Origin of the sequence: Paucibacter sediminis, assembly GCF_030254645.1 — a bacterium.
Classification (GTDB): Bacteria; Pseudomonadota; Gammaproteobacteria; order Burkholderiales; family Burkholderiaceae_C; genus Paucibacter_B; species Paucibacter_B sediminis.
Genome location: NZ_CP116346.1, coordinates 4381704 through 4398890, shown reverse-complemented (window position 1 = coordinate 4398890; position 17187 = coordinate 4381704). Strand labels below are relative to the sequence as shown.

At 67.4% G+C, this 17187-nt stretch carries 16 protein-coding genes; 10 read left to right on the top strand and 6 right to left on the bottom strand.

Annotation, left to right across the window (positions count from 1 at the left end):
• Nucleotides 1–11: 11 nt before the first annotated feature.
• From PFX98_RS20415 to PFX98_RS20390, 6 genes are read left to right on the top strand one after another with little or no spacing between them, the layout of a single operon-like run.
• Nucleotides 12–1265, top strand: coding sequence for an ABC transporter substrate-binding protein (locus tag PFX98_RS20415; RefSeq protein ID WP_285232318.1), 1254 nt, complete (start codon nt 12–14; stop codon nt 1263–1265).
• The gene (locus tag PFX98_RS20410; protein WP_285232317.1) at nt 1262–2140 is read left to right on the top strand and encodes a carbohydrate ABC transporter permease; all 879 of its coding nucleotides are present in this window, start codon (nt 1262–1264) and stop codon (nt 2138–2140) included. The genes PFX98_RS20415 and PFX98_RS20410 overlap by 4 nt, the downstream gene beginning before the upstream one ends.
• Nucleotides 2137–3009 (top strand): carbohydrate ABC transporter permease, encoded by an 873-nt coding sequence (locus tag PFX98_RS20405; protein WP_285232316.1) that lies wholly within the window; start codon nt 2137–2139, stop codon nt 3007–3009. Before PFX98_RS20410 ends, PFX98_RS20405 begins: the two co-directional genes overlap by 4 nt.
• Nucleotides 3010–3013: 4 nt before the next feature.
• Nucleotides 3014–4087 carry an ABC transporter ATP-binding protein gene (locus tag PFX98_RS20400; protein ID WP_285232315.1) on the top strand — a complete coding sequence of 358 codons (1074 nt, stop codon included), beginning with the start codon at nt 3014–3016 and terminating at the stop codon, nt 4085–4087.
• A 13-nt stretch (nt 4088–4100) separates the two neighbouring features.
• A complete protein-coding gene (locus PFX98_RS20395; RefSeq protein ID WP_285232314.1) occupies nt 4101–5627 on the top strand; it encodes a tryptophan halogenase family protein in 1527 nt (508 codons plus the stop codon).
• Nucleotides 5628–7073 (top strand): glycoside hydrolase family 30 protein, encoded by a 1446-nt coding sequence (locus tag PFX98_RS20390; protein WP_285232313.1) that lies wholly within the window; start codon nt 5628–5630, stop codon nt 7071–7073. It begins immediately after the preceding gene.
• 16 nt (nt 7074–7089) lie between these two features.
• On the opposite strand, the gene PFX98_RS20385 is transcribed toward PFX98_RS20390, so the two are convergent.
• Nucleotides 7090–8049 carry an inositol monophosphatase family protein gene (locus tag PFX98_RS20385; RefSeq protein WP_285232312.1) on the bottom strand — a complete coding sequence of 320 codons (960 nt, stop codon included), beginning with the start codon at nt 8047–8049 and terminating at the stop codon, nt 7090–7092.
• A 98-nt stretch (nt 8050–8147) separates the two neighbouring features.
• Here PFX98_RS20385 and PFX98_RS20380 point away from each other — a divergent pair, with 98 nt between their 5' ends.
• Together PFX98_RS20380 and cysE are read left to right on the top strand one after the other, a co-directional pair.
• On the top strand, nt 8148–8891 hold the full coding sequence (locus PFX98_RS20380) for an RNA methyltransferase (RefSeq protein WP_285232311.1): 744 nt from the start codon (nt 8148–8150) through the stop codon (nt 8889–8891).
• A gap of 45 nt (nt 8892–8936) precedes the next feature.
• The gene (gene cysE, locus PFX98_RS20375; protein WP_285235656.1) at nt 8937–9695 is read left to right on the top strand and encodes a serine O-acetyltransferase; all 759 of its coding nucleotides are present in this window, start codon (nt 8937–8939) and stop codon (nt 9693–9695) included.
• On the opposite strand, the gene mog is transcribed toward cysE, so the two are convergent.
• Together mog and yjgA are read right to left on the bottom strand one after the other, a co-directional pair.
• Complete coding sequence (gene mog, locus PFX98_RS20370) at nt 9688–10269, bottom strand: molybdopterin adenylyltransferase (protein ID WP_285232310.1); 582 nt, start codon at nt 10267–10269, stop codon at nt 9688–9690. The genes cysE and mog overlap by 8 nt on opposite strands.
• Nucleotides 10259–10837, bottom strand: coding sequence for a ribosome biogenesis factor YjgA (gene yjgA / locus PFX98_RS20365; protein WP_285232309.1), 579 nt, complete (start codon nt 10835–10837; stop codon nt 10259–10261). Before yjgA ends, mog begins: the two co-directional genes overlap by 11 nt.
• A 104-nt stretch (nt 10838–10941) precedes the next feature.
• On the opposite strand from yjgA, the gene pmbA reads away from it, so the two are divergent.
• Both pmbA and PFX98_RS20355 read left to right on the top strand, forming a co-directional pair.
• Complete coding sequence (pmbA, locus tag PFX98_RS20360) at nt 10942–12318, top strand: metalloprotease PmbA (RefSeq protein WP_285232308.1); 1377 nt, start codon at nt 10942–10944, stop codon at nt 12316–12318.
• Nucleotides 12319–12445: 127 nt separating this feature from the next.
• Nucleotides 12446–13528 carry a TRAP transporter substrate-binding protein gene (locus PFX98_RS20355; RefSeq protein ID WP_285232307.1) on the top strand — a complete coding sequence of 361 codons (1083 nt, stop codon included), beginning with the start codon at nt 12446–12448 and terminating at the stop codon, nt 13526–13528.
• 772 nt (nt 13529–14300) lie between these two features.
• Here the strand turns inward: PFX98_RS20355 and PFX98_RS20350 are convergent.
• The 3 genes from PFX98_RS20350 to PFX98_RS20340 all read right to left on the bottom strand — a co-directional run bounded on the left by PFX98_RS20350 (nt 14301) and on the right by PFX98_RS20340 (nt 17180).
• Nucleotides 14301–16067, bottom strand: coding sequence for a TRAP transporter large permease (locus PFX98_RS20350; RefSeq protein WP_285232306.1), 1767 nt, complete (start codon nt 16065–16067; stop codon nt 14301–14303).
• 13 nt (nt 16068–16080) lie between these two features.
• Nucleotides 16081–16680, bottom strand: a complete 600-nt coding sequence (locus PFX98_RS20345) for a TRAP transporter small permease subunit (RefSeq protein ID WP_285232305.1) — start codon at nt 16678–16680, stop codon at nt 16081–16083.
• A 158-nt stretch (nt 16681–16838) separates the two neighbouring features.
• Nucleotides 16839–17180: a protein tyrosine phosphatase family protein gene (locus tag PFX98_RS20340; protein WP_285232304.1), complete on the bottom strand. Its 342-nt coding sequence runs from the start codon at nt 17178–17180 to the stop codon at nt 16839–16841.
• Nucleotides 17181–17187: the final 7 nt, after the last annotated feature.

Genomic DNA, 17187 nt, shown 5'->3' with positions numbered 1-17187 from the left:
GAAGGCAAGACATGACCCCATCCCGCATGCTGATCACCACCATGGCCGCCGCGCTGGCGCTGACGCTGCCCGGCGCCAGCCGGGCGCAGCCGGCACCCCTGAAGGCCGAGGTGATCCACTGGTGGACGGCCGGCGGAGAGTCGGCCGCGGTCAAGACCCTGGCGGACGCCTACCGTGCCGCCGGCGGCACCTGGGTGGACACCGCGATCGCGCTGGGCGAGCAGGCGCGCGCGGTGGCGATCAACCGCATCGTCGGCGGCAACCCGCCCACCGCGGCCCAGTTCAACACCTCCAAGCAGTTCCTCGACGTGGTGGAGCAGGGCCTGCTCAACAACGTCGACGCGGTGGCGCAGCGCGACGGCTGGGACAAGTTCCTGCCCGAGACCGTGCTCAATGTGATCCGCGTCAAGGGCCATTACTACGCCGCGCCGGTGGACATCCACATGCCCGCCTGGATCTGGACCTCCAAGGCGGCGTTCAAGAAGGCCGGCATTGCCGCCGACCCGCGCAGCATGGACGAGCTGTTCGCCGCGCTCGACAAGCTCCGCGCGGCGGGCCTGGTGCCGCTGGCCCATGGCGGCCAGACCTGGCAGGACAACATCGTCTTCACCGCGGTGCTGGCCAACCAGGGCGGGCGCGAGCTCTACCTCAAGGTGCTGCGCGACCGCGACCCCAAGGCCATCCTGGGCGAGCCCTTCAAGCAGGTGCTGCTGAGCTTCAAGCGCCTGCAGGGCTATGTGGACAAGGGCTCGCCGGGGCGCAACTGGAACGACGCCACCGCGATGCTGATCAGCGGCAAGGCGGGCGTGCAGTTCATGGGCGACTGGGCCAAGGGCGAGTTCGCGCTGGCGCGGCAGGAGCCCGGGCGTGACTATGGCTGCATCGCCGGCTTCGGCCCTGCCTCGCCCTACATCATCCAGGGCGATGTGTTCGTCTTCCCCAAGACCGACAAGCCCGATGCGCTGAAGGCCCAGCAGCTGCTGGCCAGCGTGATCACCGCGCCGGCCGCGCAGGTGGCCTTCAGCCAGCGCAAGGGCTCGATCCCGATCCGCACCGATGTCGATGCCAGCAAGCTCGACGCCTGCGCCCAGCAGGGCCTGGCCATCATGAAGGACAAGAGCCGCCAGCTCGGCAATGGTGAGGTCTATCTGAGCCCCGACCAGAACGGCGCGCTGAGCGATGTGCTGACGGCCTACTGGAACCGCAACATTCCGGTCGAGAAGGTGCAGAAGGACATCCTGGCGGCGCTGCGGGAGGGCGGATGAAGCGGCGCCGCTGGGGCATGGCCTGGCTGGCGCTGCTGCCGATGGCGCTGACCGTGCTGCTGGCCTATCTGGGCACGACGCTGTGGACGCTGCGCGTCTCGCTGAGCAGCTCGCGCACCTTTCCGCGCGATGACTTCGTCGGCCTGGCCCAGTACCAGCGCCTGTTCGAGAACGAGCGCTGGCTGCAGTCGCTGGGCAATCTGGCGGTCTACGGCCTGCTGTTCATGCTGGCCTGCATGGTGATCGGCTTTGCGCTGGCGGTCTTCATCGACCAGAAGGTGCGCGGCGAGGGCCTGCTGCGCACCGCCTTTCTCTACCCCTATGCGATGAGCTTCGTCGCCACCGGCCTGGTCTGGCAATGGGTGCTCAACCCCGGCGCGGGCCTGCAGCCGGCGCTGCAGCAGCTGGGCTGGAGCGACTTCACCTTCGACTGGATCATCGACCAGGACAAGGTCATCTACACGGTGGTGATCGCCAGCGTCTGGCAGGCCGCGGGTCTGGTGATGGCGATGCTGCTGGCCGGGCTGCGCGGCATCGACGAGGACATCTGGAAGGCCGCCCGCATGGACGGCATCCCGGCCTGGCGCGTCTACCTGAGCATCGTGCTGCCGATGCTGGCGCCGACGCTGGCCACCGTTTTCGTGCTGCTGTCCACCGCGGTGGTGAAGGTGTTCGACGCGGTGGTGGCGATGACCCAGGGCGGCCCCGGCACCGCCAGCGACGTGCCGGCCAAGTTCATCATGGACCATCTGTTCGGCCGCGCCAATATCGCGCTGGCCTCGGCCGGCGCCATCGTGCTGCTGCTCACCGTGGTGGTGCTGGTGGCGCCGCTGCTCTATGCGCGCAGCCGTGCGCGGGCGCGGGAGGGCGCATGAGGCTCGCCAGCAAACGCCGCCGCATGAATATCGGCCGCCTGGGCATCTATGCCTTCCTGCTGAGCGCCGCGCTGTTCTTCCTGGCGCCGCTCTACATCATGATCGTCACCTCGCTGAAAAGCATGGACGAGATCCGGCTGGGCCAGCTGTTCGCCTGGCCGATGGCGCTGACGCTGGAGCCCTGGCGCGCCGCCTGGAGCGAGGCCTGCACCGGCGTGGCCTGCGAGGGCGTCAGCGCCGGCTTCTGGAACTCGGTGCTGATCACCGTGCCCAGCACCGTGCTGCCCATCCTGGTGGGGGCGGTGAACGGCTATGCGCTGAGCTTCTGGCGGCCGCGCGGCGCGAATGCGCTGTTTGGCCTGCTGATGCTGGGCGCCTTCATCCCGGTGCAGGTGATGATCTATCCGCTCGTGAAGATGCTGGCCGCGGTGGCGCTCTACAGCTCGCTGCCCGGCATCGTGCTGGTGCACCTGATCTTCAGCATGCCGGTGATGACGCTGCTGTTCCGCAACTACTACGCGGGCATCCCGGCCGAGCTGTTCAAGGCCGCGCGCATCGATGGTGGCGGCTTCTGGCGCATCTTCTTCCAGCTGATGCTGCCGATGTCGCCGCCCATCATCATCGTCGCCACCATCATGCAGGTGACGGGGGTGTGGAACGACTACATCCTGGGCCTGGTGTTCGCCGGCCGCGACAACCTGCCGATGACGGTGCAGCTCAACAACGTCATCAACACCACCACCGGCGAGCGGCTCTACAACCTCAATATGGCGGCCACCATCCTGACCTCGCTGGTGCCGCTGCTGGTGTATTTCGCCTCCGGGCGCTGGTTTGTGCGCGGCATTGCGGCCGGCGCGGTGAAGGGATGAAGGCATGAGTGCCGTGAAGGTCAGCGATCTAGATATCTCATTCGGCAGCCATGCGGTGATCCAGGGCTTGAACCTGGCGGTGCAGGAGGGCGAGTTCCTGGTGCTGCTGGGGCCCTCGGGCTGCGGCAAGTCCACCCTGCTGCACAGCATTGCCGGCCTCATCGAGGTGAGCGGCGGCCGCATCGAGATCGGCGGCGCCGACATGACCGATGCCGAGCCCAGCGAGCGCGGCATCGGCATGGTGTTCCAGTCCTACGCCCTCTATCCGACCATGACGGTGGAGCGCAATATGTCCTTCGGCCCGCGCGTGGCCGGCGTGCCCAAGGCCGAGATCGCGCGCCGCGTGCAGCGCGCCGCGCAGATGCTGCAGCTGGAGCCGCTGCTGCAGCGCAAGCCGGCCCAGCTCTCCGGCGGGCAGCGCCAGCGCGTGGCGATCGGGCGTGCGCTGGTGCGCGAGGCGGCGGTGCTGCTGTTCGACGAGCCGCTCTCCAACCTCGATGCCAAGCTGCGCGCCGAGCTGCGCCGCGAGCTCAAGCTGCTGCACCAGCAGCTCGGCGCCACCATGATTTACGTCACCCACGACCAGGTGGAGGCCATGACCCTGGCCAGCCGCATCGTGGTGATGAAGGGCGGCGTGATCCAGCAGGTGGGCGCGCCGGGCGAGGTCTACGAGCGGCCGGCCAATCTCTTCGTGGCGGGCTTTCTGGGCGCGCCGGGCATGAACTTCGTGCCGGCCCAGCTGAGCTGCAAGCCGGGCGCGCCGGTGCGCCTGCTCCAGCCCTTCGAGCTGGACCTGGGCGGCTATGAATTCCTGGCCGCGCCGGTGCATGGCCAGGCGGTGGTGGCCGGCATCCGGCCCGAGCATGTGCTGTTGCGCCAGGGCGGCGCCTTCAGCGGCCAGGTCGAGCTGGTCGAGCCGATGGGCAACCACCAGGTGGTGTGGATTGCCAGCGCCGGCCACAGCCTGGCCGCGCTGGTGCACGAGGCCCTGGTGCTGCGCGCCGGCCAGGTCGTCGAGTTCGACCTCGACGCCAGCCGCCTGTCGCTGTTCGATGCCGGCAGCGAGCAACGCCTCTGATGGGAGTCAGGACATGACTGCTGTTGCCCCCCTGCGCCGCATCGTCATCGTCGGCGGCGGCACCGCCGGCTGGATGAGCGCCGCGGCGCTCGCCAAGCTGCTGGGCCCGCCCTACGAGCTACGCCTGGTCGAGTCCGACGAGATCGGCATCATCGGCGTGGGCGAGGCCACCATCCCGCATATCCGCGCCTTCAACGAGGCCCTGGGCATCGACGAGGACGAGTTCCTGCGCGCCACCCAGGGCAGCTTCAAGCTGGGCATCGAGTTCGTCGACTGGGGCGCGCGCGGCGAGCGCTATATCCACGGTTTCGGCAAGGTGGGCCGCGAACTCGGCGCCGTGCCCTTTCACCATTACTGGCTGCGCCTGCGGCGCGAGGGCAGGGCGGGCGAGCTGGGCGACTATTCGATCAACACCGCGGCACCGCGCGAATGCAAGTTCCTGCGGCCGCGGCCCGACATGGCCGAGTCGCCGCTGGCCGACATCGGCTATGCCTATCACTTCGATGCCAGCCTGTACGCGCGCTTCCTGCGCCACCATGCCGAGCAGCGCGGCGTGCAGCGCATCGAGGGCCGCATCGAGCAGGTGCTGCGCCACGCGGACGATGGCCGCATCAAGGGCCTGCGCCTCGCCAGCGGCGAGCTGGTGGAGGGCGACTTCTTCATCGACTGCTCAGGCATGCGCGCGCTGCTGATCGAGCAGACCCTGAAGGCCGGCTACGAGGACTGGTCGCATTGGCTGCCCTGCGACCGCGCGCTGGCCGTGCCCAGCGCCGCGGCGCCGCCGCTGCTGCCCTACACGCGCTCGACCGCGCACGCGGCCGGCTGGCAATGGCGCATCCCCTTGCAGCACCGCGTCGGCAACGGCCATGTGTTCAGCAGCCGCTTCATCGGCGAGGACGAGGCCCGCAGCACCCTGCTGGCCCAGCTGGACGGTGCGCCGCTGGCCGAGCCGCGCCTGGTCAAGTTCCTGACCGGCCGACGCAAGGAGTTCTGGAAGCTCAACTGCGTGGCCGTGGGCCTGGCCAGCGGCTTCATGGAGCCGCTCGAGTCCACCAGCATCCACCTGATCCAGTCGGCGGTGACGCGGCTGATCCAGTTCTTCCCGCATGCCGGGCTGGAGGCGGTGGAGATAGCCGAATACAACCGCCAGACCCAGTTCGAGTACGAGCGCATCCGCGACTTCATCATCCTGCACTACAAGGCCAGCGCGCGCGAGGACAGCGAGTTCTGGCGTTATTGCCGCCATATGCAGGTGCCCGAGACGCTGCGCCACAAGATCGAGCTGTTCCGTGCCAACGGCCGCCTGTTCCGCGAGGGCACCGAGCTCTTCACCGAGATGAGCTGGCTGCAGGTGATGGTGGGCCAGGGCCTGCTGCCGGCCGGCTATCACCCCTTTGTCGACCAGCGTCCGCTCGCCGAGGTGCAGGCCATGGTCGACGACACGCGCAGCGTGATCCAGCGCTGCGTGGCCGTGATGCCCGGCCACGCCGAGTTCATTGCCGCGCATTGCGCGGCCACCCATCCCGATGAGAGCCATTGAATGAGAAGACCTGTCGCTGCCACGATTGCCTTGCTTTGCGCCGGCCTGCTGACCGCCTGCGGTACCGGTGCGCCGCCCGGCCCGGCCGCGGGCGCCGCGGTGCAGGCCTGGATCACCACCGGCGACCAGAGCCGGCTGCTGGCGCGTGCGCCGGATCTGGCCTTCGGCAGCCAGCCGGCGCAGGCGCTGGACATCGTCGTCGACGCCGGCCAGCGCTACCAGACCATGGTGGGCTTCGGCGCCTCGATCACCGATGCCTCGGCCTGGCTGATCCAGCAGCGCATGAGCGCCGGCCAGCGCCAGGCCCTGCTGGAGGAACTGTTCGGCCGCGGGCCGCAGGGCCTGGGCTTCGACTTCGCGCGCCTGACCATCGGCGCCTCCGACTTCTCGCGCCAGCACTATTCCTTCGACGACATGCCGCGCGGCCAGACCGACCCCGGCCTGGCGCGCTTCTCGATCGAGCCGAACCGCGCCGAGCTGCTGCCGGTGCTGAAGGCGGCGCGCGCCATCAATCCGCAGCTGCAGGTGATGGCCTCGCCCTGGAGCGCGCCGGGCTGGATGAAGACCAGCGACAGCCTGATCCAGGGCGCGCTCAAGCCCGAGATGTATGGCGTGTTCGCCGAGTACCTGCTGCGCTATGTGCAGGCCTATGCGGCCGAGGGCGTGCCGATCTTTGCGCTCACCCTGCAGAACGAGCCGCACTTCGAGCCGCCCGACTATCCCGGCATGCGCCTGGACCCGGCGGCGCGTGCGGCGCTGATCGGCCAGCATCTGGGTCCGCTGCTGCAAAGCCACGGCCTCAAGACCCAGCTGTTCGACTGGGACCACAACTGGGACGAGCCGCAATCACCGCTGGCGATGCTGGGCGATGCGCAGGCGCGCGGCTTTGTGCAGGGCGTGGCCTGGCATTGCTATGCCGGGGATGTGGCGGCGCAGGGCCGGGTGCATGATGCCTATCCCGACAAGGAGGTCTGGTTCACCGAATGCTCGGGCGGCGAATGGGCGCCGCGCTTCGACGAATCGCTGCCCTGGTTGACGCGCAACCTCATCATCGGCGCCACCCGCCATTGGGCGCGCGGCGTGCTGATGTGGAATCTGGCGCTGGACGAGAACCATGGCCCGCACCTGGGCGGCTGCAAGGATTGCCGCGGCGTCGTCACCATCGACTCGAAGACCGGGGCGGTGACGCGCAATATCGAGTACTACGCCTTCGGCCACGCGAGCCGCTTCGTGCGCCAGGGCGCGCAGCGCATTGCCTCCAGCAGTGGCATGGACGGGCTCGACAGCGTGGCCTTCCGCCATGCCGACGATGGCCGCGAGGTGCTGATCGTCTGCAACTCGGCGGCGCAGCCGCGCCGCTTCTCGGTCACCGCGCAGGGCCAGCGCTTTGCCTACGAACTGCCGGCGTCCAGCGTGGCCACCTTTGTCTGGCAGGCGCCGCGCTAGGTGGCACCGCCGCGGCTTACTCGGCCTGGCCGTCGACCGGCTTCTTGATGCGCACCGCGGCGCGCTTCTTGGGCGCGGCATCGGCCTGGGCCGCCTCGGCCACCGCGTCGGCGGCGCTGGGCTTGGCCTCGGCGGCTGCCGCGGCTGCTTCTTCCTCGGCCTTGATCACGCGCGTGTAGGGCGTCAGGATCTGCACCATCTGGCCGTAGATCTTGGGGCTGCCGGCGACGATCTCGCGCTGGTGCAGGAAGTCCGATTCGCCGGTGAAGTTGCCCACCAGGCCACCGGCCTCGGTGATGATGAGCGAGCCCGCGGCCACGTCCCAGGGGTTCAGGCCGGTTTCGAAGAAGGCGTCGTAATAGCCGGCGGCCACATAGCAGAGGTCCAGGGCCGCGGCACCCGGGCGGCGCAGGCCGGCGCATTGGGTCATGACGTCCTCGAACATCTTCATATAGCGCTTGAAGTTGTCGCCGCGACGGAACGGGAAGCCGGTGCCGATCAGCGCGTCGCTCATGCGCGTGCGCTTGGAGACGCGCAGGCGGCGGTCGTTCAGATAGGCGCCGCGGCCGCGCGTGGCGTAGAAGAGGTCGTTGCGGGTCGGATCGTAGACGACCGCCTGCTGCACCACGCCGCGGTGCGCCAGCGCGATCGACACGCAATAGACCGGGAAGCCGTGGATGAAGTTGGTGGTGCCGTCCAGCGGGTCGATGATCCACTGGAACTCGGAATGCTTGGCGCCATGGGTGCGGCCGGATTCTTCGGCCAGGATGGCATGGTCGGGATAGGCCTGCAGCAGGGTCTCGATGATGACCTGCTCGGCCGCCTGGTCCACCTCGGTCACGAAGTCATTGGGCGACTTGGTGTTGATCTTGAGAATGTCGAGGTCCAGGGACGCGCGGTTGATGATGGAACCTGCTGCACGCGCGGCCTTGATGGCCACGTTGAGCATGGGATGGAGTGCGACTTGCTGCGTCATGCTGGAACCTGCAAGGGTGTAGGGGTGGACTGGCGAAGGAAAAGAGCGGTGGCGGGCAGGGTGCCCGCGGATAATCGCGCATTTTAGCCGAGCCTTGCATGTCTGCCAGCGTGGATTCCACACGATTTGTCCTGATTGAGACCAGCCACCCCGGCAATGTGGGCGCCGCCGCGCGGGCCATGAAGGTGATGGGCTTTGCCGAGCTGGTGCTGGTGCGGCCGCGTTTTGCCGACGTGCTGTGCCAGGAGGAGACCGTGGCCATGGCCAGCGGCGCCGCCGACATCCTGGCGCGCGCGCGCATAGTCGACACCGTCGCCGAGGCCCTGGATGGCGTGACCTTTGCCTGCGCCACCGCGATGACGCCGCGCGACTTCGGCCCGCCCACGCGCGAGCCGCGCGGCCTGTTCGCCGAGCTGGCCCAGCAGCAACAGCACAAGATCGGCCTGCTGTTCGGCTCCGAGCGCTACGGCATGAGCAACGAGGACGTGTACCGCTGCCATGCGGTGCTCTCCATCCCCACCCACCCCGACTACGGTTCGCTGAACCTGGCCCAGGCGGTGCAGCTGCTGGCCTACGATCTGCGCCAGGCCCTGGGTGGCTACCTGGTGGCGCCGCGCACGCCCGACCCGCAGCTGGCCGACGCGCAGGCGGTACAGGGCCTGCTCACGCACCTGCAGCAGGCGCTGGAGGGCATCGGCTACCTGGACCCCGCCGCGCCCAAGAAGCTGATGCCGCGCCTCAACCAGCTCTTCAACCGCGCCCAGCTGACCGCCGAGGAAGTGCATATCTGGCGTGGCATCGCCCGCGCCATGCTGGCGAAGCAGCAGGCCGGCAAGGGTTGATAGGTCTGGCTAAACTGGCCAGCCCTTTTGATCCGCAGCCCCATGTTGTTCCAGCGCCTTCGTGAAGACATCGCCCTTATCCAGGAACGCGACCCCGCCGCCCGTTCGGCCTGGGAGGTGCTGAGCTGTTACCCGGGCCTGCATGCGCTGGTGATGCACCGCTGGGCCCATGCCTGCTGGACCCATGGCTTCAAATGGCTGGGCCGCTTCGTCTCGCACCTGGCGCGTTTTCTCACCGGCATCGAGATCCACCCCGGCGCCACCATCGCACGCCGCGTCTTCATCGACCATGGCATGGGCATCGTGATCGGCGAGATGGCCGAGATCGGCGAGGGCTGCACCATCTACCAGGGCGTGACCCTGGGCGGCACCTCGCTGGTGAAGGGCGCCAAGCGTCATCCCACGCTGGAGGCCGGCGTGATCGTCGGCGCCAACGCCTGCGTGCTGGGTGGCTTCACGGTGGGCGCCGGTGCGCGCATCGGCTCGGGGGCGGTGGTCACCAAGCCGGTGCCGGCGGGCGCCACCGCGGTGGGCAATCCGGCGCGCATCATCGAGGCCGAGGCTTCCCCGGCCAAGCCGGGCTTCTCGGCCTACGGGGTCAAGCTGGGCGACGACCCCACCGCACAGGCGCTCAAGGGCTTGATCGACAACGCTGCCGGCCATGAACACCAGATCGCGCTGCTCTGGCAGGCGGTGTGCAAGCTCTCGGCGGCCACGCGCGAGCCGGTGGGCAATTGCGTGCCGGTCGATGCCCAGCAAAGCGAGAGCTTTGACGCGGCCTCGCTGAGCCAGTTGGTCAAGTAGCCGGGCGTGCCGGGCGCTGCGCCGACTTGGGCCGAAAGGCCTTGATCACCGCATCGCGCGTTTCGAGATACGGGCCGCCGATCAGGTCGATGCAATAGGGCACGGCGGCGAAGATGCCGCTGGCGGCGGCATGGCCCTCCAGGGTCTCGGCAATCGCCTTGGGTTGGCCGGGCAGATTGATGATCAGGCTCTTGCCGCGTATCACCGCCACCTGGCGCGACAGGATGGCGGTGGGCACGAAGTGCAGCGAGATCTGGCGCATCTGCTCGCCAAAGCCGGGCATTTCGCGCTCGGCCACGTCCAGCGTGGCTTCGGGCGTGACATCGCGCGGCGCCGGCCCGGTGCCGCCGGTGGTCAGCACCAGGTCGCAGCGCGCCTCGTCCACCAGCTCGCGCAGGGTGGCGGCAATGCCGACGCGCTCGTCCGGGATCAGGCGCGGCACGAACTCGATCGGGTTCAGCAGCGCCCGCCTCAGCCAGTCCTGCAGCGCGGGCAGGCCCTTGTCCTCGTAGACACCGGTGGAGGCACGGTCGCTGATCGAGACGATGCCGATGCGTACGGTTTCACTCGTCATCGTCTTCGGGCTCGATGTCGTCGGCCTGCTCACCGGGACCATTGACGCGCAGGTTCTCGGCCTTGATGAACTGGAACAGTTCGCGGAAGGCGCGGCCGCTGCGCTTCTCGGGCTCGTTGGCGGCGTCCTTGCGCGCGGCGCGCACCAGGCTGCGCAACTGCTGCACGTCGGTGCCGCCATGCTCGGCGATGAAGGCCTGCAGGGCTTCGTCGTTGTCGAGCAGGCGCTCGCGCCAGCGCTCGCTCTGGTGCAGGGCCAGGCTGTCCTTGGCGCGCCCCAGCTTGAAATCGGCCACCGCCTGGCGCAGCGGCTCGGGGTCGACCTTGCGCATCAGCTTGCCGATGTACTGCACCTGGCGGCGCTTGCCCTCGAAATTGGTGATCTTCTTGGCGGCCTTGATGGCGTCGAAAAGAATCTCGGGCAGGTCCAGCGGCGCGAGGCGGCTGCTGGGCAGGGCCAGCAGGTCTTCGCCCAGCGACTGCAGATCATGCATCTCGCGCTTCTTCTGGCTCTTGCTGGGACGATCGAACTCGTCGTCCGCGGCTTGTTCTTCGTAATGTTGTGGCATCTGGCTGCTGCTGGGTGGCCGCGGTGGTGTACTTCGGGGCGGGGGCACGGCCCCGTATGATAGTCGTCCGGCGTTCCTCGCCCCACAGAACAGCATCAGCATCCATGACAGCAAGCAGCAACACTGACCACGGTTTCGCCTACAGCCAGGAGCGTTTTCGCCAGTTGATCGACGAGGTGCTCGCCGAGGCCAGACGCCTGGGTGCCAGCGATGCGGGGGCCGAGGTGTCCGAGGGCTGCGGGCTCTCGGTCTCGGTGCGCCGGAGCGAGCTGGAGAACGTGGAGCGCAACCGCGACAAGTCGCTGGGCATCTCGGTCTATGTGGGCCAGCGCCGCGGCAATGCCAGCACCTCGGACTTCTCGGCCAAGGCCTTGCACGACACGGTGCGCGCCGCCTTCGATATCGCACGCTTCACCGCCGAGGATCCGGTGGCCGGCCTGCCCGACGAGCAGGACCTCTCGCTCGACGTCGCGGCCCGCCCCGAGCTGGACCTGTTCCACGCCTGGGACATCGACGCCCAGCAGGCCGCCGAGCTGGCGCTGCGCTGCGAGGCCGCCACCTTCGCGGTGGATGCACGCATCACCAATTCCGAGGGCGCGGCGGTGTCGGCCCAGCAATCGCATTTCTTCTCCGGCAACACGCGCGGCTTCCGCGGCGGCTACGCCAGTTCGCGGCATTCGCTCTCGGTGGCGCCGATTGCTGGCCGCGGCGCCGGCATGCAGCGCGATTCCTGGTACAGCTCGATGCGCGATGCCGCCGAGCTGGCTTCGCCCGAGGCGGTGGGCCGTTATGCCGCCGAGCGCGCGCTCTCGCGCCTGAAGTCGCGCAAGGTCAAGACGGCCGAGGTGCCGGTGCTGTTCGAAAGCACGGTGGCGGCTGGGCTGCTGGGCGCGCTGGTGCAGGCCACCAGCGGTGGCGCGCTCTACCGCAAGGCCAGCTTCCTGCTCGACAGCCTGGGCCAGAGCGTGCTGGCCTCGCATATCGACGTGCACGAGGACCCGCATGTGCTCAAGGGCAAGGGCAGCGCGCCCTTCGACGACGAAGGTGTGGCCACGCATGCGCGCAGCGTCGTCGAGGCCGGCGTGCTGCAGGGCTATTTCCTCTCCACCTACTCGGCGCGCAAGCTGGGCATGCGCACCACGGGCCATGCCGGTGGCTCGCACAATCTGGTGATGACGAGCCGCCTGACCGCGCCCGGCGACAGCCTCGACACCATGCTGCGGCGCATGGGGCGCGGCCTGTTCGTCACCGAGCTGATGGGGCAGGGCGTCAACTATGTGACCGGCGACTATTCGCGCGGCGCCAGCGGCTACTGGGTGGAGAACGGCGAGATCGCCTTCCCGGTGCATGAGGTCACCATTGCCGGCAATATGAAGGACATGCTCAAGGGCATCGTCGGCATCGGCAACGACCAGTACACCCTGGGCAGCAAGACCGTGGGCTCGGTGCTGATCGATCGCATGAAGCTTGCGGGCAGCTGACGATTCGCTGCAGGGGCGGTCGATTTACTAGCCTATTTCGCAGGGGTTTGTACCCGTGAAGCTGGCATTTCGCCACTCCTAGAATTTGCGCGCATCTCTGTGCATTTCAATTACTAGGAGCAAGCTTATGGAACGTCGTTCCTTCGTCCGTCAGGCAGGTTTGGCCGGGGTCTTGGCCGCGGGCGCTGCGCCTGCCATCGTGCAGGCACAAGCGAATATCCGCTGGCGCCTGGCTTCGAGTTTCCCAAAGTCCTTGGACACCATCTTTGGCGCGGCCGATGTGTTCGCCAAGAAGGTCGGCGAGATGACCGGCGGCAAGTTCCAGATTTCGGTGCACGCTGGTGGCGAGTTGATGCCCCCGTTCGGCGTGGTTGATGCGGTGAAGGACGGCACGGTCGAGATTGCACATACCGCGCCCTACTACTTCTTCGGCAAGGACGAGACCTTCGCGCTGGGCTGCGCCGTTCCCTTTGGCCTGAACAGCCGCCAGAACACCGCCTGGATGATCGAGGGCAATGGCCTGAAGCTGATGCGCGAGTTCTATCGCAACTACAACATCATCAACTTCCTGGGCGGCAATACCGGTGCGCAGATGGGTGGCTGGTATCGCAAGGAAGTGAAGAGCCTGGCCGACATCAAGGGCCAGAAGATGCGTATCGGCGGTTTTGCCGGCCGCGTGCTGGAGCGCATCGGTGGTGTGCCGCAGAACATTCCCGGCGGAGAAATCTACCAATCGCTGGAGAAGGGCACCATCGATGCGGCCGAGTGGGTGGGCCCCTATGACGACCAGAAGCTGGGCTTCAACAAGGTGGCCCCGTACTATGCCTACCCGGCCTGGTGGGAAGGCGGCCCGCAGCTGGACTTCTTCATCAACACCAAGGCCTATGAGGGCCTGAGCGCCGAGTACAAGGCGATCGTCGAGGCCGCCACCGCGATGGCGCACACCGACATGCAGGCCAAGTACGATGCCAAGAACCCGGATGCCCTGCGCCAGTTGGTGGCCGGCGGCACCAAGCTGTTCCGCATGCCCAAGGACGTGATGGAGGCGGCCTTTAAGGAATCGCAGGCGCTCTACAGCGAGCTCTCGGCCAAGAATCCGAACTGGAAGAAGGTCTACGAGGACTGGTCCAAGTTCCGCCGCGAGCAGAACCTTTGGTTCCGTTTTGCCGAGGCCGGGTTCGACGACTTCATGCAGGCGCAGAAGCTCTAAGCAGCGCGGCGCTCGCAAGGCCCGGCAGGTTTCACAACCTGTCGGGCCTTTTTGTGCGCGCAAAAAAAGGTTCATCGCCGATGTGCGGGGAAGCCTCTATCAAGGTGGGGCGGACGGCAAAGCCCTGGGCGGGTGGCCGCTGCGGCCCGGCTGCGCAGGCCCTCGCTACGCTCGGGCTCCCCTGCGCTGCTCGCGCCTTGCGGCCTGGCGCAGAACTCGCTGCATTCGCTGCGCTCATTGCGCTCAGACAGGCTGCGCCAATCCAGAGCTTGAAGCGCGCGAATACGCGCGCGGCCACAAGGCGCTGCGCTGCTCGGCAGCGCAAAGGGCCTTCGCAACCACCCGCCCAGGGCTGTGCCAACACCGCTGCTTGTGCGCGCTCCTCGTGCCACGAGCGTGCTTCGAGCGGCCCAGGCCGGTAGGTGCGAGGCCCCATTGGTGGTGCCGAGCCGCGCAGCCAAACCGGGTTGCGCATCGCTCCAGGCGATGCGTCGAGCGCAGCTTGTTTGAGCACCGAGCACAGTTGGCCGCCGCAGGCGGACAACGGCCCGCAGGGGTGCGAGGGCGAGTTCTGCGCGAGTCCCGGTTTGGTGAGCAGCGAGGGGGGCCTGAACGCAGTGAAGGCCTCCGCCTCTGGGGCCGAGTGCCTGCCGGCCTGGGCCGCGGCGCGAACTCACTCGCTGCCAGTACTTCTGGAAGCTTCCCCACACATCGGCGAAGAACCAAAAAAGAGGGCCGCCAGCGGCGGCCCTTGGAGCTTAGTGGAGCAGCCTTATTTGCCGGCCGCCGCTTCCAGCGGATCACTGCTCGCCGAGGCCGGCTTGACGGGCGCCGAGGCGGCGCCGTCGCCCGGCCCGAACAGGGCGTTGGCGTCCATCTCCTTGGCCGAGTTGTCGTCGGCGGGCTGCACGTCCAACTGCACATTGCTGGTGTCCAGCGCCTCATGCTTGCCAATGCCGCCCGAGACCAGGTTGGGGAAGGCGATGATGAGCCCGACCATGATGATCTGGATCACCACGAAGGGCACCGCACCCCAGTAGATCTGGCCCGTGGTGATGCGCGCGATCTTGCGGCCGGTGAGCTTGTCGATGTAATCGGTGAGCGGCGCGACGCTGCGCAGGTAGAAGAGGGCGAAGCCGAAGGGCGGATGCATGAAGCTGGTCTGCATATTGACGCCCAGCAGCACACCGAACCAGATCAGATCGATGCCCAGCTTCTCCGCGACGGGCCCCAGCAGCGGCACGACGATGAAGCTGAGTTCGAAGAAGTCCAGGAAGAAGGCCAGCACGAAGATCAGCAGGTTCACGAAGATCAGGAAGCCCAGCTGGCCGCCGGGCAGGCTGGTAAGCAGATGCTCGACCCACTTGGGGCCGTCCACGCCCTGGAAGGACAGGCTGAACACCGTGGAGCCGATCAGGATGAACACCACGAAACAGGCCAGCTTGGTGGTGGAGGTCAGCGCCTGCGTCAGCAGCTTGCCGCTCAGGCGCCCGCGCGCCAGCGCCATCAGCAGCGCGCCCATGGCACCCATGGCGCCACCCTCGGTGGGGGTGGCGATGCCCAGGAAGATGGTGCCCAGCACCAGGAAGATCAGCGCCAGCGGCGGGATCAGCACAAAGGTGACACGCTCGGCCATGCGCGAGAGCAGGCCCAGGCCGGTGAGCTTGTTCACGACCGAAGCCAGGAAGGCCAGGCCGACGCCCACCGACATCGAGACGACGATGGTTTCGTCCAGCGGCACGTTGCTGACGGCTTCGCCCTTGAAGTAGCCCAGCACCTGGCCGTAGTGTTCGCCGAAGTAGACCGCCACGCCCACCGACACCAGGGTCAGGATGCCCAGCGAGGCGAGGCCGCTCTTGCCGTTGTCTTCGCGGATCGAGCGTGCCTCCAGCGGCAGCGCCGGCACCCACTTGGGCTTGAAGATGGCGATGCCAATGATGTAGAGGGTGTAGAGGCCGGTCAGCACGAAGCCGGGCACGAAGGCGCCCTTGTACATGTCGCCCACGCTCTTGCCGAGCTGGTCGGCCAGGATGATGAGCACCAGCGAGGGCGGAATGATCTGGGCCAGCGTGCCGGAGGCGGCGATCACGCCGGAGGCGACCCGGCGGTCATAGCCGTAGCGCAGCATGATGGGCAGCGAGATCAGGCCCATCGAGATCACCGAAGCGGCCACCACGCCGGTGGTGGCGGCGAGCAGCGCGCCCACGAAGATCACCGCGAAGGCGAGGCCGCCGCGAATCGGGCCGAACAGCTGGCCGATGGTGTCGAGCAGATCCTCGGCCATGCCCGAGCGTTCCAATATCAGGCCCATCAGGGTGAAGAACGGGATCGCCAGCAGCGTGTCGTTCTTCATGATGCCGAAGATGCGCAGCGGCAGGGCCTGCATCAGCGAGGCCGGCAGCACGTTCAGCTCGATGCCGATGAAGCCGAAGAAAAGGCCGCAGGCGCCCAGGCTGAAGGCGACCGGAAAGCCCATCAGCAGGAACACGATCAGCCCCGCAAACATGATGGGGGCCAGGTTGTTGGCTAGAAATTCCATGGATGCAGCTCCCTCAGGCCTGGTTCTTCTTCTGTTCGGCCGCCAGGCGGATGGCTTCTGCCAACTCCTCTTCCGGCGTCATGGCGGCGACCTTGAGGGTCGGGTCGGGAATCAGGCCCTGCAAAAAGGCGAAGCGCTTGATCAGCTCGCTCAGGCCTTGCAGCAGCAGCAGGCCAAAGCCGAGAGGCATGAGCAAGTAGACCGGCCAGAGCGTCAGGCCGCCGGCGTTGGAGGACACCTCATTGGAGTGGTAGCCCTGCAGAAAGAAGGGGATGCCGAGGTAGAGCACCGTGAAGCACAGCGGCAGCAGGAACACCACGAAGCCGAAGATATCGACCCAGGTCTGCACGCGCTTGGAGAAGCGGCCCACCACCACGTCGATGCGCACATGCTCGTTGTTCAGCAGGGTGTAGCCGGCTGCCAGCAGGAACGAGGCGGCAAACAGATACCACTGCACTTCGAGAAAGGCATTGGAGCTGTAGTTGAAGGCCTTGCGCACCACGGCGTTGATGGCGCTGATGGCGGTCGATCCGAGGATCAGCCAGATGACCCAACGGCCGACGAAGCGGTTGAGGCCATCGATCAGGCCGGAAAGCTTGAGGAGTAAGGACACGAATGCCTCCTGAGTTCTTGATGCGAGCGCACGCGGCAGGCGCAAAAGCGCCTGCCGCGAGTGTTTGTCGCAATGTAAGAGCCCAGGCCTGAAACTTGCCTGAACGGGACGCCGGACCTAGGGCAAGTCCTAGGCGCGTATTCCCTTGGGGCGCAGACTCAGGGGGCCGTGGCGGCCATGAAGAGCTTGGTCGAGCGCGCGCCCGAGCGGCAGAAGGCCAGCACGGGCTTGGGCAGGCGCTCCAGCAACTGCTTGAACTGCGCGATCTCTTCGGGCGACTGGTAGGCGCCGTTGACCGGGAGGTAGGCGTAGGCCAGGCCGGCGGCCAGCGCCGCTGCTTCCATCTGCGCCGCGGTGGGTTGCTCGGGGCCGCCCTCGAAGTCCGGCCGGTTGTTGATCACGCTGCGAAAGCCCGCCGCCGCCGCCGCCGCCATGGCGGAGGGATCCAGCTGCGGGGCGACGCTGAGCTCGGGGGTCAGGGCTTGGGCGGGCAGACTCATGGTGTGA

Coding starts and splice junctions, on each gene's coding strand:
- PFX98_RS20415 (WP_285232318.1), top strand. CDS start 12: ATGACCCCATCCCGCATGCTGATCACCACCATGGCCGCCGCGCTGGCG.
- PFX98_RS20410 (WP_285232317.1), top strand. CDS start 1,262: ATGAAGCGGCGCCGCTGGGGCATGGCCTGGCTGGCGCTGCTGCCGATG.
- PFX98_RS20405 (WP_285232316.1), top strand. CDS start 2,137: ATGAGGCTCGCCAGCAAACGCCGCCGCATGAATATCGGCCGCCTGGGC.
- PFX98_RS20400 (WP_285232315.1), top strand. CDS start 3,014: ATGAGTGCCGTGAAGGTCAGCGATCTAGATATCTCATTCGGCAGCCAT.
- PFX98_RS20395 (WP_285232314.1), top strand. CDS start 4,101: ATGACTGCTGTTGCCCCCCTGCGCCGCATCGTCATCGTCGGCGGCGGC.
- PFX98_RS20390 (WP_285232313.1), top strand. CDS start 5,628: ATGAGAAGACCTGTCGCTGCCACGATTGCCTTGCTTTGCGCCGGCCTG.
- PFX98_RS20385 (WP_285232312.1), bottom strand. CDS start 8,049: ATGACGCAGCAAGTCGCACTCCATCCCATGCTCAACGTGGCCATCAAG.
- PFX98_RS20380 (WP_285232311.1), top strand. CDS start 8,148: ATGTCTGCCAGCGTGGATTCCACACGATTTGTCCTGATTGAGACCAGC.
- mog (WP_285232310.1), bottom strand. CDS start 10,269: ATGACGAGTGAAACCGTACGCATCGGCATCGTCTCGATCAGCGACCGT.
- yjgA (WP_285232309.1), bottom strand. CDS start 10,837: ATGCCACAACATTACGAAGAACAAGCCGCGGACGACGAGTTCGATCGT.
- pmbA (WP_285232308.1), top strand. CDS start 10,942: ATGACAGCAAGCAGCAACACTGACCACGGTTTCGCCTACAGCCAGGAG.
- PFX98_RS20355 (WP_285232307.1), top strand. CDS start 12,446: ATGGAACGTCGTTCCTTCGTCCGTCAGGCAGGTTTGGCCGGGGTCTTG.
- PFX98_RS20350 (WP_285232306.1), bottom strand. CDS start 16,067: ATGGAATTTCTAGCCAACAACCTGGCCCCCATCATGTTTGCGGGGCTG.
- PFX98_RS20340 (WP_285232304.1), bottom strand. CDS start 17,180: ATGAGTCTGCCCGCCCAAGCCCTGACCCCCGAGCTCAGCGTCGCCCCG.